This window comes from Streptomyces triculaminicus, from assembly GCF_017349075.1.
Classification (GTDB): Bacteria; Actinomycetota; Actinomycetes; order Streptomycetales; family Streptomycetaceae; genus Streptomyces; species Streptomyces triculaminicus.
On the sequence record NZ_JAFMOF010000005.1, the window covers coordinates 376,772 to 391,736 of the forward strand.

At 72.9% G+C, this 14,965-nt stretch carries 16 protein-coding genes; 9 read left to right on the forward strand and 7 right to left on the reverse strand.

Annotated elements, in window-relative coordinates:
• Nucleotide 1: 1 nt before the first annotated feature.
• Nucleotides 2-451 (reverse strand): MerR family transcriptional regulator, encoded by a 450-nt coding sequence (locus J1792_RS30060; RefSeq protein WP_242646902.1) that lies wholly within the window; start codon nucleotides 449-451, stop codon nucleotides 2-4.
• A gap of 119 nt (nucleotides 452-570) precedes the next feature.
• Between J1792_RS30060 and J1792_RS30065 the strand changes: the two genes are divergently transcribed.
• Nucleotides 571-1,389, forward strand: coding sequence for a serine hydrolase domain-containing protein (locus J1792_RS30065; protein WP_086568853.1), 819 nt, complete (start codon nucleotides 571-573; stop codon nucleotides 1,387-1,389).
• Here J1792_RS30065 and J1792_RS30070 read toward each other — a convergent pair whose 3' ends face one another.
• Nucleotides 1,390-2,061, reverse strand: coding sequence for a pirin family protein (locus J1792_RS30070; RefSeq protein ID WP_086568852.1), 672 nt, complete (start codon nucleotides 2,059-2,061; stop codon nucleotides 1,390-1,392).
• A gap of 83 nt (nucleotides 2,062-2,144) precedes the next feature.
• Here J1792_RS30070 and J1792_RS30075 point away from each other — a divergent pair, with 83 nt between their 5' ends.
• From J1792_RS30075 to fabF, 5 genes are all read left to right on the forward strand, one after another.
• Nucleotides 2,145-3,320: a PucR family transcriptional regulator gene (locus J1792_RS30075; RefSeq protein ID WP_086568900.1), complete on the forward strand. Its 1,176-nt coding sequence runs from the start codon at nucleotides 2,145-2,147 to the stop codon at nucleotides 3,318-3,320.
• A gap of 92 nt (nucleotides 3,321-3,412) precedes the next feature.
• Entirely contained in the window at nucleotides 3,413-4,369 is a 957-nt protein-coding gene (locus tag J1792_RS30080) for an ACP S-malonyltransferase (protein WP_086568850.1), read from the forward strand.
• Between the two features lie 13 nt (nucleotides 4,370-4,382).
• Nucleotides 4,383-5,387: a ketoacyl-ACP synthase III gene (locus tag J1792_RS30085; protein ID WP_086568849.1), complete on the forward strand. Its 1,005-nt coding sequence runs from the start codon at nucleotides 4,383-4,385 to the stop codon at nucleotides 5,385-5,387.
• Nucleotides 5,388-5,487: 100 nt separating this feature from the next.
• On the forward strand, nucleotides 5,488-5,736 hold the full coding sequence (locus tag J1792_RS30090) for an acyl carrier protein (RefSeq protein WP_086568847.1): 249 nt from the start codon (nucleotides 5,488-5,490) through the stop codon (nucleotides 5,734-5,736).
• A 64-nt stretch (nucleotides 5,737-5,800) separates the two neighbouring features.
• On the forward strand, nucleotides 5,801-7,063 hold the full coding sequence (gene fabF / locus J1792_RS30095) for a beta-ketoacyl-ACP synthase II (protein WP_086568845.1): 1,263 nt from the start codon (nucleotides 5,801-5,803) through the stop codon (nucleotides 7,061-7,063).
• Nucleotides 7,064-7,152: 89 nt separating this feature from the next.
• Here fabF and J1792_RS30100 read toward each other — a convergent pair whose 3' ends face one another.
• Nucleotides 7,153-8,058 carry an NAD(P)-dependent oxidoreductase gene (locus tag J1792_RS30100; RefSeq protein WP_086568843.1) on the reverse strand — a complete coding sequence of 302 codons (906 nt, stop codon included), beginning with the start codon at nucleotides 8,056-8,058 and terminating at the stop codon, nucleotides 7,153-7,155.
• 63 nt (nucleotides 8,059-8,121) lie between these two features.
• Nucleotides 8,122-8,616: a DUF3145 domain-containing protein gene (locus J1792_RS30105; RefSeq protein WP_207248600.1), complete on the reverse strand. Its 495-nt coding sequence runs from the start codon at nucleotides 8,614-8,616 to the stop codon at nucleotides 8,122-8,124.
• A gap of 315 nt (nucleotides 8,617-8,931) precedes the next feature.
• Here J1792_RS30105 and J1792_RS30110 point away from each other — a divergent pair, with 315 nt between their 5' ends.
• A complete protein-coding gene (locus tag J1792_RS30110; RefSeq protein ID WP_207248601.1) occupies nucleotides 8,932-9,819 on the forward strand; it encodes an SGNH/GDSL hydrolase family protein in 888 nt (295 codons plus the stop codon).
• Nucleotides 9,820-10,061: 242 nt separating this feature from the next.
• Here the strand turns inward: J1792_RS30110 and J1792_RS30115 are convergent, their stop codons facing one another.
• A complete protein-coding gene (locus J1792_RS30115; protein ID WP_207248602.1) occupies nucleotides 10,062-10,865 on the reverse strand; it encodes an MgtC/SapB family protein in 804 nt (267 codons plus the stop codon).
• A gap of 89 nt (nucleotides 10,866-10,954) precedes the next feature.
• Between J1792_RS30115 and J1792_RS30120 the strand changes: the two genes are divergently transcribed.
• Together J1792_RS30120 and J1792_RS30125 are read left to right on the forward strand one after the other, a co-directional pair.
• Nucleotides 10,955-12,250, forward strand: a complete 1,296-nt coding sequence (locus tag J1792_RS30120; protein WP_207248603.1) for a pyroglutamyl-peptidase I — start codon at nucleotides 10,955-10,957, stop codon at nucleotides 12,248-12,250.
• Between the two features lie 4 nt (nucleotides 12,251-12,254).
• On the forward strand, nucleotides 12,255-12,974 hold the full coding sequence (locus J1792_RS30125) for a carbon-nitrogen hydrolase family protein (protein ID WP_207248604.1): 720 nt from the start codon (nucleotides 12,255-12,257) through the stop codon (nucleotides 12,972-12,974).
• A gap of 7 nt (nucleotides 12,975-12,981) precedes the next feature.
• Here J1792_RS30125 and J1792_RS30130 read toward each other — a convergent pair whose 3' ends face one another.
• Both J1792_RS30130 and J1792_RS30135 read right to left on the reverse strand, forming a co-directional pair.
• Entirely contained in the window at nucleotides 12,982-13,779 is a 798-nt protein-coding gene (locus J1792_RS30130; RefSeq protein ID WP_086571191.1) for an EI24 domain-containing protein, read from the reverse strand.
• A 103-nt stretch (nucleotides 13,780-13,882) separates the two neighbouring features.
• A complete protein-coding gene (locus J1792_RS30135) occupies nucleotides 13,883-14,914 on the reverse strand; it encodes an NADP-dependent oxidoreductase (RefSeq protein WP_207248605.1) in 1,032 nt (343 codons plus the stop codon).
• Nucleotides 14,915-14,965: the final 51 nt, after the last annotated feature.

Sequence of the window (14,965 nt, forward strand, 5' to 3'; positions counted from 1 at the left end):
CTCATGCCCTTTCGGACGCCCGGCGGGCGTCGGAGTAGATGTCGATCTTGTAGTCCAGTACGTCCAGGGTGCTGCGCAGCTCGGCGATCCGCCTGCGGACGTCGTCGCGGTGGGCGCTCAGCAGCCGCTCGCGTTCGGCGAAGGTCTCCTCGCCCTGGCGGACCAGCTCGGCGTAGCGCACCATGTCGGCCACCGGCATGCCGGTCAGCCGCAGCCGGCCCACGAAGTCCAGCCAGTCCAGGTCGCGGCAGGTGTAACGGCGCTGACCGGTGTGGGAGCGGTCGATGTGCGGCATCAGGCCGATGCGCTCGTACCAGCGCAGGGTGTGCGCGGTGAGCCCGGTGTACTCCGAGACCTCGCTGATGGTGAACCGGTCCCTGCCCTCGGGCCGGCGGCGGCGCTGCCGGTCGAGTTCCAGGCACGCCGGAAGCTCCACCGGCGGGCTGTCCATCACTGTCATTGCCGTCTCCCCCTCGCGAACCGTGCGTCGTGCCCCACGCTAAAGAGTTGGAGTGCACTCGAAGCAAGCGAGATCCGGCATGATCCGCGGCCCGCGTTAGGCTCCTTGCCATGGAGAGCCTGCGCATGATCGAGAACTGGCCGGTACCGACCGCGGCGGCGGCCGTCGTACGGGCCGACGGCACCCTGGCCGGTTCGCACGGCCCGACCGGGCACCGGTTCGCGCTGGCGTCCGTGACCAAGCCGCTGACCGCGTACGCGGCACTGGTCGCCGTCGAGGAGGGCGCGGTCGAGCTGGACGAGCCGGCGGGCCCGGTGGGCTCGACGGTCCGCCACCTGCTGGCGCACACCTCGGGCCTGGCCTTCGACGAGCACCGTCCCATGGCCGAGCCGGGCACCCGCCGCCTGTACTCCAACGCGGGCTTCGAGGCGCTGGGCGACCACATCGCCAAGGCGACGGACATCCCCTTCGCGGAGTACCTGCGGCAGGCGGTGCTGGAGCCGCTGGGGATGACGTCGACGGACCTTACCGGGTCGCCCGCCAAGGACGGCGTCTCGACGGTGGAGGACCTGGCGCGCTTCGTGGCGGAGCTGCAGCGCCCGCGGCTGCTGGCGCCCCAGACGGTGGCCGAGGCCACGTCGGTGGCCTTCCCGGGCCTGGCGGGCGTGCTGCCCGGCTACGGCAACCAGCGTCCCAACGACTGGGGCCTGGGCTTCGAGATCCGCGACCGGAAGTCGCAGCACTGGACGGGCACCTCGTCCTCGCCCCGCACCTACGGGCACTTCGGCCAGGCGGGCACGTTCCTGTGGGTCGACCCGGAGGCGGGCGCGGCCTGCGTGGCGCTGGCCGACCGTGCCTTCGGCCCCTGGGCCATCGAGGTGTGGCCGCTGCTGACGGACGCGGTCCTGGCCGAGCTCGGCCGGGCCTGATCAGCCGAAGTGCGGCTCGGCGTGCATCTCCCACGCCAGCAGCTCGGCGGCACAGCCGGCGGCCTCGGCCGTCAGGTCCTCGGCGTCCAGGACGCGCGCGGCGTCGCCCTCCCGCAGCACCTCCCCGCCCAGCCGGACGGCGCCGCGCACCACGTGCACGTACAGCCAGGGCGCGTCCGGCAGGGCGGTGCGCTCACCGGCCCGCAGGCGCCGGACGTGCAGCACGGCCTCGGCGCGCGTCAGGGCGTACGGCGTGCCGTCGGCGATGCCCCGCACCACCTCGTACGACGGCTCCTCGTCGCCCTCGGACGGCGTGAGCCACATCTGCACGAACCGCAGCGGGGCGCTCCCGGCGTTGCGCTCGCTGTGACGCACGCCCGAGCCCGCGCTGAGTCGCTGGACGTCGCCGGGGCGAACCGTTTCGACGTGCCCCGTGGAGTCCTCGTGCGCGAGCTCGCCCTCCACCACCCAGGTAACGATCTCGACATCGCGATGGGGGTGCTCCGGGAAGCCGGCGCCGCCCGCGAGGCGCTCCTCGTTGCAGGCCGCGAGCGGTCCGAAGCGCACGTTGTCGGGGTCGTAGAAGCCCGAGAACGAGAAGGCGTGCCAGGTCTCGATGCCGGCCGCCGGATCCCCGCCGAGGAAGCGTTCGGCCGCTCGTTGCACGTACATCACCGGCCCACCGTAGCCCCGCGAAGGACGCTGCGGGGGCCCGGCGGCTCCGGACCCCACCCGAATAAGGCAGGCTTGTGCCCGTGCCCGAACCAGTTGCTGACACCCCGCACCCGCACAGCGCCACCCTGCGCAACCTGGAGAAGTCCTCAGGGACGCTGGCCGCCGCGGCCATCACCCGGATGGACGCCCAGCTGTCGTGGTACCGGGCGATGCCCCCGGAGAACCGGTCCTGGATCGGCCTGGTCGCCCAGGCCGGCATCGCCGCGTTCACCGAGTGGTTCCGGCATCCGGAGACCCCCCAGGCCATCAGCACGGACGTCTTCGGCACCGCCCCTCGCGAGCTGACCCGGGCGATCACGCTGCGCCAGACCGTGGAGATGGTCCGCACGACCATCGAGGTCATGGAGTCGGCCATCGACGAGGTGGCCGCGCCCGGCGACGAGTCGGCGCTGCGCGAGGCGCTGCTGGTGTACGCCCGGGAGATCGCCTTCGCCACCGCCCAGGTCTACGCGCAGGCCGCCGAGGCGCGCGGCGCGTGGGACGCCCGGCTGGAGTCGCTGGTGGTCAACGCGGTGCTGTCGGGCGAGGCCGACGAGGGGGCGCTGTCGCGGGCGGCGGCGCTGGGCTGGAGCGGACCCTCGAACGTCTCGGTGGTGCTGGGCACGGCTCCCGACGGGGACAGCGAGCTGACCGTGGAGGCCATCCGCAGGGCCGCGCGGCATGTGAAGGTGCAGGTCCTCACCGGGGTGCTGGGCGACCGGCTGGTGGTGATCGTGGGCGGCGCGGAGAACCCGCTGCAGGCCGCCAAGGCGCTGATCGGCCCGTTCGCGGCCGGCCCCGTGGTGGCCGGGCCGGTGGTGGGCGACCTGCTGGCCGCGACCCGCTCGGCACAGGCCGCGGCGGCCGGGCTCAAGGCGTGCGCGGCCTGGCCGGACGCCCCCCGTCCGGTGCTCGCCGACGACCTGCTGCCCGAGCGCGCGATGGCCGGCGACCCGGCCGCGCGGGAGCAGCTGGTGGAGGAGATCTACAGACCGCTGGAGGAGGCGGGCTCGGCCCTGCTGGAGACGCTGAGCGTCTACCTGGAGCAGGCGAGCAGCCTGGAGGGGGCGGCACGCATGTTGTTCGTCCACCCCAACACCGTGCGATACCGCCTCCGACGTGTGACGGACGTCACCGGCTGGTCACCCTCCGATGTCCGGTCAGCGTTTACGCTGCGAATCGCACTGATCCTGGGGCGCCTGGCCGACGCCGAATGACACGCGTAGGCTTTTGTTGACTATCCACAATTCCCCTGACGGTTCTTCGTCCCTGTCCTCACGGGTGAGCGATACCGTCCACGAGAGAGAGTGTGAGGGTGCTCGTACTCGTCGCTCCCGGCCAGGGCGCTCAGACGCCCGGCTTCCTGACCCCCTGGCTCGACCTTCCCGGTGTTGAAGACCGCCTGCGGGAATGGTCGGCTGCCATCGATCTGGACCTCGTCCACTACGGCACGAACGCCGACGCCGACGAGATCCGTGACACCTCCGTGGCCCAGCCACTGCTCGTCGCGTCCGCCCTGGTCTCCGCCGGGCAGCTGTTCGCCTCCCCGGACGACTTCGCCCGCCTCGTGGGCGCCGCGGCCGGCCACAGCGTCGGCGAGCTCGCCGCCGCCGCGCTGACCGGTGTGCTGTCCGAGCGGGCCGCCATGGAGCTCGTGCGCAAGCGCGGCCTGGCCATGGCCGAGGCCGCCGCGATCACCGAGACCGGCATGTCCGCGCTGCTGGGCGGTGAGCCCGACGTCGTGCTCCCACACCTGGAGAAGCTGGGCCTGACCCCCGCCAACGTCAACGGCGCGGGCCAGATCGTGGCCGCCGGAACCGCCGAGCAGCTGGCGGCGCTGGAGGCGGACAAGCCCGAGGGCACCCGCCGCGTCGTCGCGCTGAAGGTGGCGGGCGCGTTCCACACCCACCACATGGCGCCGGCCGTCTCCGTCCTCCAGGACGCGGTCGCCCGGGTGGAAGCCGCCGATCCGCACACGCGTTATGTCTCCAACAAGGACGGACACGTCGTCGCGAGCGGCCGGGAGGTCGTCGAGCGTCTGGTGGGCCAGGTGGCCAACCCGGTCCGCTGGGACCTGTGCATGGAGACCTTCAAGGAGCTGGGCGCCACCGCGATCATCGAGGTGGCCCCCGGCGGCACGCTCGTGGGCCTGGCCAAGCGCGCCCTGCCCGGTGTGAAGACGCTCGCGCTCAAGACCCCGGACGACCTCGAGGCCGCCCGCGCGCTCATCGCCGAGCACGCCGCCGCCGGGTCCACGGCCGAATAAGGAGCCCGAGAGCATGACCGCGAAGATCAAGCCCGCCAAGGGCGCCGCATACGCGCGCATCATGGGCGTGGGCGGCTACCGTCCCGTCCGGGTGGTGCCGAACGAGGAGATCCTCAAGCACATCGACTCCTCGGACGAGTGGATCCGCTCGCGCTCGGGCATCGCCACCCGTCACTGGGCCGGCCCGGACGAGACCGTGACCGCCATGTCGCTGGAGGCCGCCGGCAAGGCGATCGCCGACTCCGGCATCGCCCCCGAGCAGATCGACGCCGTGATCGTCTCGACGGTCTCGCACTTCAAGCAGACCCCGGCCGTCGCGACCGAGATCGCGCACAAGGTGGGTGCGGGCAGGCCCGCCGCCTTCGACATCTCGGCCGGCTGCGCGGGCTTCGGCTACGGCCTGACCATGGCCAAGGACATGGTGACCGGCGGCTCCGCGGAGTACGTCCTGGTCATCGGCGTCGAGCGGCTGTCCGACCTGACCGACCTGGAGGACCGTGCGACGGCCTTCCTGTTCGGCGACGGCGCGGGCGCCGTGGTCGTGGGCCCCTCCAAGGAGCCGGCGATCGGCCCCGTGGTGTGGGGCTCGGAGGGCGACAAGGCCGAGACCATCAAGCAGACCGTGGCCTGGGACGTCTACCGCGAGGAGACCGACGTCCGCTTCCCCGCCATCACCCAGGAGGGTCAGGCGGTGTTCCGCTGGGCCGTCTTCGAGATGGCGAAGATCGCCCAGCGGGCGCTGGACGAGGCCGGGGTCGCCCCCGAGGACCTGGACGTCTTCATCCCGCACCAGGCGAACATGCGGATCATCGATTCGATGGTCAAGACCCTCAAGCTGCCCGACAGTGTGACGGTCGCCCGCGACGTGGAGACCACCGGCAACACCTCGGCGGCCTCCATCCCGCTGGCCATGGAGCGCCTCCTGGCGACCGGAGCGGCGAAGAGCGGGGACACCGCGCTCCTCATCGGCTTCGGGGCGGGTCTCGTGTACGCCGCCACGGTCGTTACCCTCCCCTAGGCGAGATCCACGGTTCCGGCCCCTCCCGGGCGCCGGCGGGGCTCAACGCCTCAGCAGTTTCCTTAGCAGCACACCGCACTATCGATAGAAGGAGCGCCACATGGCCGCCACCCAGGAGCAGATCCTCGAGGGTCTCGCCGAGATCGTCAACGAGATCGCCGGCATCCCCGTCGAGGACGTCCAGCTGGACAAGTCCTTCACCGACGACCTGGACGTCGACTCGCTGTCCATGGTCGAGGTCGTCGTCGCCGCCGAGGAGCGCTTCGACGTGAAGATCCCCGACGAGGACGTCAAGGGCCTCAAGACCGTCGGCGACGCTGCCGACTACATCCTGAAGCACCAGGCCTGATCAAGCGTTCGTCGCCACCCCGGCGGTGGCGGTTCCAGCACCTCTACACGTGGAGACAATTCCTGTGAATCCGACCAATCGCACCGTGGTCGTCACCGGTATCGGCGCAACCACACCGCTGGGTGGCGACAGCGCAACGACCTGGGAAGGGCTGCTCGCCGGGCGTTCCGGCGTCAAACCCCTGGAGGGTGAGCGGTTCGCCGAGCTGCCCGTCCGCATCGCGGCCCGCGTGGCCGTCGACCCCGCCGACGTCCTGCCCCGCCCGATGCTGCGCAGGCTGGACCGTTCGGCCCAGCTGGCGCTGATCGCCGCGCGCGAGGCGTGGGCCGACGCGGGCTTCACCGCCAAGGCCGGCGAGGACCCCTCCGTCGCCCCCGAGCGCCTGGGCACCGTCGTGGCCTCCGGCATCGGCGGCGTGACCACCCTGCTCGACCAGTACGACGTGCTCCGGGAGAAGGGCGCCCGCCGCGTCTCCCCGCACACCGTGCCGATGCTGATGCCCAACAGCCCCTCCGCCAACGTCGGCCTGGAGGTGAACGCCCAGGCGGGCGTGCACACCCCGGTCAGCGCCTGCGCGTCGGGCGCCGAGGCCATCGGCTACGCCTACGAGATGATCCGCTCCGGCCGTGCCGACATCGTCGTCGCCGGCGGCACCGAGGCGGCCATCCACCCGCTGCCCGTCGCGGCCTTCGCCAGCATGATGGCGATGTCCAAGAACAACGACGAGCCCACCAAGGCCTCCCGCCCCTACGACAAGGCCCGCGACGGCTTCGTCCTCGGCGAGGGCGCCGGCATCGTGATCCTGGAGTCGGCCGAGCACGCCGCCCGGCGCGGCGCCCGGGTCTACTGCGAGGTGCTGGGCCAGGGTCTGTCCGCGGACAGCCACCACATCGCCCAGCCCGAGCCCACCGGCCGCGGCATCGCGGCCGCGCTGCAGAACCTGCTCGACACCAGCGACCTCAAGCCGTCGGAGGTCGTGCACCTCAACGCCCACGCCACCTCCACCCCGCAGGGTGACGCGGCCGAGATCAAGGCGCTGCGCAAGATCCTGGGCGACGACCTCGACCACGTCGCGGTGTCCGCGACCAAGTCGATGACGGGCCACCTGCTCGGCGGCGCCGGCGGCATCGAGACGGTCGCCACCGTCCTCGCCCTGCACCACCGCACGGCCCCGCCGACGATCAACGTCGACGAGCTGGACGAGGACATCGACGCGGACATCGTCCGCGACGAGCCGCGTGCCCTCCCCGAGGGTTCCATCGCGGCGATCAACAACTCGTTCGGCTTCGGCGGCCACAACGTGGTGCTCGCCCTGCGCACGGTCTGATCCCCGGCGCACCTCCGGCGAAAGAGGGCCCGGCCCGGTCACTTCGGTGACCGGGCCGGGCCCTTCCGCGTCCTGGCGCCGGTCCGGCTTCAGTGCTCCTCGGCCCCCCGGCCGTCGGAGCCGTCGAAGCTGGCGAAATACGACGCGATCATGTCCTCCTCGCCGTGCCCCTGCTCGACCGCCCGACGGAACCGCTGCGCTCCCGCCGCCGCGACGTCCAGCCGGACCCCGGCCGACTCCCCCGCCGCGACGATCAGCCGCGCGTCCTTCTCGGCCGTCGCGGTCGCGAAGCTCGGCGGTGTGAGAGCGCCCTCGAGCAGCAGGGCGGACTTGGCCCGGAGATAGCCCATGTCCAGCGGCCCGCCCGCCACCGCGTCGAGGAAGTCCGCGGGGTCCACGCCCAGCCCCTCGGCCAGGGCCAGCGCCTCCGCGGTGCCGTGCGTGACGGCGAGCACCCAGCTGTTGAGGACGAGTTTGAGGCGGGTGGCGGCACCGGCGGTGCCGTCGTCGCCGACCCAGACCGTACGGGTGCCGATGGCGTCGAAGACGGGGGCGAGGCGGTCGCGCACGTCCTCCGGCCCCGCGGCCAGCACCGTGAGCTGCCCCTCTTCAGCGGGCTGCCTGGTGCCGAGCACCGGGGCGTCGACCAGGACGAGGTCGTACTCGCGGGCGAAGCCGGCCAGTTCCCCGAGCCCCTCGAGGCCGGCGGTGGAGACCTGCGCCCACAGCGTGCCGGGGCGCAGGCCCGGGGCGGCGGCGCGCATCACCTCGAGGGCGGCGGGCCCGTCGTGGAGCATGGTCAGGACGACGTCGGCGTCCCGGACGGCTTCGGCGGGAGTATCGGTGACGGTCACGCCGTGCGCGGCGAGGGGCTCTGCCTTGGCGCGGCTGCGGTTCCAGGCGCGTACGGACAGGCCTGCGCGGGCGAGGTTGCGGGCCATGGGCGCACCCATGGTTCCGGTACCGAGGACGGCTGCTGACGTGGTGTCGGACATGGCTGCACGCTAGGTGTTGGAGTGCACTCCAGCGCAAGGCGACCGGCCGTCGCGCCGGCCGGGTCAGACCACCTGGTGCAGCCAGCGCACGGGCGCGCCCTCGCCGGCGTAGCGGAAGGCTTCGAGTTCGTCGTCCCAGGGCTTGCCGAGGAGTTTGGCGACCTCCTCCTGGAGGTCGCTCTCGCCCCGGCCGGCGCGGGCGAGCGCGGCCCGCAGCCGGTCCTCGGGGACGAGGATGTCGCCGTGGACGCCGGTGACGGCGTGGAAGATGCCCAGGTCGGGGGTGGAGCTGTAGCGCTCGCCCTCGGCGGTGGCGCTGGGCTCGGCGGTCACCTCGAAGCGGAGCAGATGCCAGCCGCGCAGCGCGGAGGCGAGCTGGGAGGCGGTGCCGGGTCTGCCCTGCCAGGAGAATTCCGAGCGCCAGGTGCCGGCGGCCGCCGGCTGGCGGACCCAGTCGAGGGTGACGCGCACCCCGAGGACGCCCGCCACGGCCCATTCGACGTGTGGGCACAGCGCGCGCGGCGCGGAGTGGACGTACAGAACTCCACGTGTCGTCACCGGGACCTCCCGTGCGGTTCGAGGTTCGCCTTCCCCAGCGGCCTCGCACCCGTACCGGTCCCGCCCGGGGCAGCAGACAGTCTGCCCCAATGGCCACTCCCGCACCAGCCCGCGAGGTTACCAACAGTAAACACCATCGGGAGCATTTCTCCTGAAAAGGGACAGGATGTGACGTGTTGTGGTGCGGTGGCGCCGCAGTACGAAAGATGCCGGGCGGACCCGATCACCCGGGGAAAAGCTACCGTGCGGCGGCGCGCCGGGGGTGACGTACCGTCGGTCCCGGACAGATATCACCCGGCCGGAGGGGGAACGACGATGGGCGCCAGCACGAGGTGGAAGCCGTCCGCGGCGGTACGGGCGGCGGTGGCGCTGCTCGCGGCCGCGCTGCTGGTCACCGGCTGCGACGACGGCGACGCCGAGAGCAAGGCCGCCGTCGCGAAGCCGAGCCCCACCCGCCCGGCGTGGAACCCCCGCCCCACCTCGATCGCCTCCCTGGGCGACTCCATCACCCGCGGCTTCGACGCCTGCTCGGTGTTCGAGGACTGCCCCGAGGTCTCCTGGGCCACCGGCACCGCCGTCGACAGCCTCGCCCGCCGCCTGCTGACATCGCCGCAGACCAGCAGCTGGAACTACGCCCGCACCGGCGCCCGGATGGCGGACCTGCCCGGCCAGATGCGCGCGGCCGTCGCCCACAAGCCGCAGCTGGTGACCGTGCTCCTGGGCGCCAATGACGCCTGCCGCGCGAATGTGGCCGATATGACCACCGTGGACTCCTTCCGCGCCGACTTCGAGTCCTCCCTCAAGCAGCTGCGCACGGCCCTGCCCACCTCGCAGGTCTACGTCGCCAGCATCCCCGACCTCCAGCGGCTGTGGTCCGAGGGCCGCAAGAACATGCTGGGCCGTCAGGTCTGGAAGCTGGGCTCCATCTGCCCGTCCATGCTGCGCGACGCCGAGCTGATGGACGAGGAGGCGCAGAGCCGCCGGGCCCAGGTGGTCAAGCGCGTCGGGGAGTACAACGCCGTGCTGAAGGACGTCTGTTCGCGCGACGTCCTGTGCCGCTACGACGGTGCGGTCAACAGCTACGACTTCACCGGGCAGCAGCTGAGCAAGTGGGACTGGTTCCACCCCAGCAAGCAGGGCCAGGGGGAGCTGGCGGGCCTCGCCTACCGGACGATCACGGCCGTGCGGCAGCCGGGCGCCTGACGGACGGGAGAGGGGCGGGAAAGGGGCGGGGCCTGTCAGGTGGCCCCACCCCTCGCCCACGGGGCGCGGCCCCGGCCTCCGTACCCTCGCCCCGGACGGCCGGTGCCGCGCGGGCCCGCGCGAACCGGCGCGGGCCGTGGCCGAAGGCGGGCGCGGAAGCCGCGGCCGCCCTCTGCCCGCACGCTATCCGATGAACCCGCCCATCTCCTAAGCGAGTTCACCCGCACCGGGGACGGCGACCTTCATTCGGTGCTGTCGCGGTGGGCGCGCAGGCCGACACCGAGGACGCCGTCCCAGTCCGTCAGCTCCTCCACCAGCGGATGCGCGGAGCCCTTGCCCTCCAGGCTCAGCACCACACCCGCCTCCTTGGCCTTGCCCTTCCCCTTGTCCGAGCCCTCCGGCGCGACCACCTCGGCGTCGACGTGGACGTCCGTGACCTGGAAGCCGCTCTTGGTGCACAGCTCCAGCACCCTGCCCAGGACCCCCCTGCGGGTGCGATAGGACAGCCGCAGCTCGACCCGTTCGGTGGCCCGCACCACCGCCAGCCGCCGGGTGAACACCGGGAAGCCGCGCACCACCAGGAAGTGCACGACGGTCGCGGCGCCGCCGAGCAGCGGCAGCCCGCCGCCGCAGGCCATGCCGACGGCGCAGGTCAGCCAGATGGTCGCGGCCGTCGTCAGGCCGCGCACCGCGTCGCGGCGGACGAAGATGAGGCCGCCACCGATGAATCCGATGCCCGAGACGATCTGCGCGGCCACCCGCGAACCGTCCAGACGGGTGCCCGTCAGGTCCCCCAGGGCGCCGAAGCCGTGGATCGAGACCTCCATGAACAGCGCGCTGCCCACGCCCACCAGGGTGTGGGTGCGCAGCCCCGCGCTCTTCTGCTGCAGCTCGCGCTCGAGGCCGACGAGCGAGGAGAGCAGCAGGGCGAGGGCCAACTCGGCCATCTGGCGGGCTCCTTGGCCCGCTCTGGGGTCGAACAGTTCGGCTGCGACGGACCGGCCGGCGGATATGAGCGGGTCGGCGAAGAGCTGCACTATGACCATCTCGCCATTGTGGCCTGAAATCGCCTCTCTACGAAGAGAGTTGACAGCCCTCTACCGCCGATCGCGGCCCGGTGATTTCCTTCCGTCTCATGAGACCCACAGAGATAACCCGGCGGCGGGTCCGGACCGCCCCGCTGGGCGCCCTGGGCGCTGTCCTCCTCGCCTGCCTCCCGCTCGCCCTGCCCACCCCGGCCGGCGCCGCCCCCGCCCTCACGGTCGAGGAACAGCGGCTCACCGGCGCCGTGCCGCAGGAGATCCTGCGGCGCAGCGGCTTCGACGACGTGGCGCCCGGCTTCGCCCGCGCCCTGGCCGGCACGTCCGGCCTCGCGCAGGCCGAGCGGCTGGCGACGGCGGAGGGGCGGCGGCTGTGGCGGCGCGCCGTGGATCGCGCGCAGGGCCGGGGGCCGGACGGCGGGGACCTGAGCAGGGACGACGACCGGCCGCTGTACTGGGCGCGGCTGGGCATGACGCGCGCGCTGCGCGAGTGGCGGCCGGCGTTCGCCCTCGACGAGCGGGGCCGCGCGGCCCTGCTGGCGGCGGTGGAGCGCTCCTCGCGCGGCCAGGACTCCATCGACCTGCCGGCGGGGACGAAGGTCAAGCGGGTGCTGATCACCGGCTTCGACCCGTTCCAGCTCGACTCCGACGCCCGCCGCTCCAACCCCTCGGGCGCCGCGGCGCTCGCGCTGGACGGCACCGTCGTCGACACCCCGGCGGGCCCCACGCGCGTCGAGGCGGCCGTCTTCCCGGTGCGCTGGGCCGACTTCGCCGACGGCACCGTCGAGCGCACCCTGCTGCCCCATTTCCGGCCCGGGCCCCGGCGGGTGGACCTCTTCACGACCATCAGCCAGGGCCGGCCCGGCCGCTTCGACGTCGAGCGCACCAACGGCGCCTGGCGCGGCGGCTACCCCGACAACGCGAACGTCTCCCGCACGGAGACCGTGCCTGTGCCGCCGGGGCTGCCCACGGTGACCCCGCAGCCGCAGTGGACGACGACCTCGCTGCCGTACGCCGCGATCACGGCCGCGCACACCGGCCCCTACCCGGTGCACGACAACACCGCCGTCACCGAGATCCCGGCGGGCGGCACGGAGGAGGTGGACCGGGCGGACGGTCCGACGCCGGGCTCGACGGCCCGTGCGGGCGGCGGGGGCGACTACCTCTCCAACGAGATCGCCTACCGCGCCACCCTGCTGCGCGACGCGGTGCGGCTGCGCGTGCCGGGCGGCCACCTGCACACGCCCGTGCTCAACTTCGGCGCCGGCAACACCGACCCGGCGACGGGGCAGGTCACCGACCCGGCGTTCGTACGCGACCGGCTGGCGATCACCGCGCAGATCCGGTCGGTGCTGGCGGTGGCGGTGGGCGGCGCCGACCGGCCATCATGACCCGATGATCATCGCAACAGCGCAGTTCCCCACCCGCCCGCTCGGCATCGCGGCCAACGTCGAGGCCATGGCCTCGCTCGTCGCCGAGGCCGGCGGGCGGGGGGCGGCACTCGTCGTCTTCGCCGAACTGGCCGTCACCGGCTACGAGCTCGAGGCGATAGCCGCCGACCCCGGCCGGCTGACCATGGCCCCGGACGACGCCCGGCTCGCCCCGCTCCGCGAGGCCTGCCGGGCGGCGGGCGTCGCGGCGGTGGTGAACTGCGCGGGCCTGCTGCCGGACGGACCGGCGATCTCCTCGTTCGTGTACGGCCCGGACGGCGCGCCGCTGACCCGTTACGACAAGGTGCACCCGACGCCGGACGAGCTGGCGGCCGGCTTCGCGGCGGGCACGGCGGACGGGCGGTTCGCCCTGAACGGCGTGTCCTTCGGCCTCGCCATCTGCTACGACGCCCACTTCCCGGACGTGGCCGCCCGCGCCGCGGCGGACGGCTGCCGGGTGCTGCTGGCGAGCTCCCTGTACGGCCGGGGCCCCGGACAGGCCGAACGCCGGGAGATCTTCCCGGCGTTGGCGAAGGACCACGGCCTGCACGTCCTGCTGGCCAACCACGTGGGGCCCTGCGGCCCGTACGACACCTGTGGCGGCAGCGGGGTGTGGGGGCCGGACGGAAGCGCCGTGGCCGAAGGTCCGGAGGAGGGGGCGGCGCTGGTGACGGCCGAGGTGTAGCCGGCCCCTACCAGTAGGCGGGGGGCTGCGGAACGCCCTGCTCCGGCTCCCCGGACGGCTCGGGCGTCTCCTCCCCCATCAGGTTGCGCACCAGCAGCGTGGCCCCGGCCACCGCGCCCGGCATCACGAAGACGGCCACGAAGGGCACCAGGAACAGCAGCGCCAGCGGCACGCCGAAGCCCAGCGTCAGCAGCTTGCGCGAGCGCAGCAGGCGCAGCCGCTCGCGCAGCGGCACCCCGCGCCGCTGCAGCGCGACGGCGGTGAGCTCCTCCGCGAGGAAGAAGCCGGAGACCAGGAAGCCGAGGACGGGAATGACGGTCTGCCCGATGACGGGCACGAAGCCGAGCGCGAACAGCAGTACGCCCCACACGGCGACCCGCACCAGCACGGCGAGGCTCTCGCGGGCCGAGATCCACAGCTCCCGCCACAGCGGCAGCCCGGACTCGGCGGCGCCGCCGCCCTCGGCCAGGTCGACCCGCTCGGACAGCGCCTCGTAGAAGGGCTGCCCGACCAGCAGGGTCACGGCGGTGAACGTGATCGTCGACAGCATCAGCACGGCGCCGAAGAACACCGTCATCAGGGCGCCGCGGAAGAGCCCGACCCACGGCGAGCCCCAGTCGTCGGCGAAGGGCGTGGCCCAGGCGACGAAGTCGTCCGCCCAGAAGGCGAGCACGACGGCCGCCGCCGCGTAACCGACCAGCGTGATCAGCCCGGGCAGCAGCCCGAACCCCCACTGCCGGCGGTTACGCCCCACCCAGCGCTGGCCCTGGGCCAGGTACGTCATGCCCGCAACAAGATCTCGCATGGCGGGAAAGCGTAGCGGCTTGGCGGAAGGTGATCGTCGCGCCCGTGTCCCGGGACGGTCGCGAGACCGTCCCGGGGTCGTGCCGAAGAGGGGGCGGGGTCGCTCAGTCGCCGAAGCTGACGATCATCTTGCCGGTGTTCTCGCCGCGCAGCAGGCCGAGGAAGGCGTCCACCGCGTTGTCGACGCCGTGCACGACCGTCTCGCGGTACTTCAGCTCGCCGGAGCGCAGCCAGCCGCCGACCTCCTCGACGAACCGCGGGCGCAGCGCCTCGTGGTCGTTGACGATCATGCCCTGGATGCGCAGCCGCTTGCCGAGGACGAGGGCGAAGTTGTTCGGGCCCGGGACCGGCTCGGTCGCGTTGTACTGCGAGATCAGGCCGCACAGGGCGATCCGGCCGTGCGGGTTCAGGACCGAGATCGCGGCCTCGAGGTGCTCGCCGCCGACGTTCTCGAAGTAGACGTCGATGCCGTCGGGGGCGGCCTTCTTCAGCTGCTCGAGGACGGGGCCGTTCTTGTAGTTGAAGGCGGCGTCGAAGCCGTACTCCTCGACGAGCAGGCGCACCTTCTCGTCCGAGCCCGCGCTGCCGATGACGCGCGAGGCGCCCTTCAGCCGGGCGATCTGGCCGACCTGGCTGCCGACGGCGCCGGCGGCGCCGGAGACGAAGACGGCGTCGCCCTCCTTGAAGGAGGCCACGTCGACCAGGCCCGCGTAGGCGGTCATGCCGGGCATGCCCAGCACGCCGAGGTAGGCGGACAGCGGGGCGGCGTCGGGGTCGACCTTCACGGCGTGCCGGGCCTCGACCAGGGCGTACTCGCGCCAGCCCAGGCCGTGCAGCACATGGTCGCCGGGCGCGAAGCCCTCCACGCCGGAGGCGACGACCTCGCCGACCGCGCCGCCGTCCATGGGCCGGTCGAGCTGGAAGGGGGGAATGTAGGACTTGACGTCGTTCATCCGTCCGCGCATGTACGGGTCGACCGACATGTGGGTGTTGCGGACCAGGAGCTGCCCCTCGCCCGGCTGGAGGACCGGGGCCTCGCGCAGGGCGAAGTCCTCGGGCTTGGGCCAGCCCTGCGGGCGGGCGACCAGGTGCCACTCACGGCTGGTGGCGGGGGCGGCGGAGGCTGAGGCGGACATGGAACCAACCCTTCCTAATGCTTCATGAACTGAAACAACCATGCGCCTCGA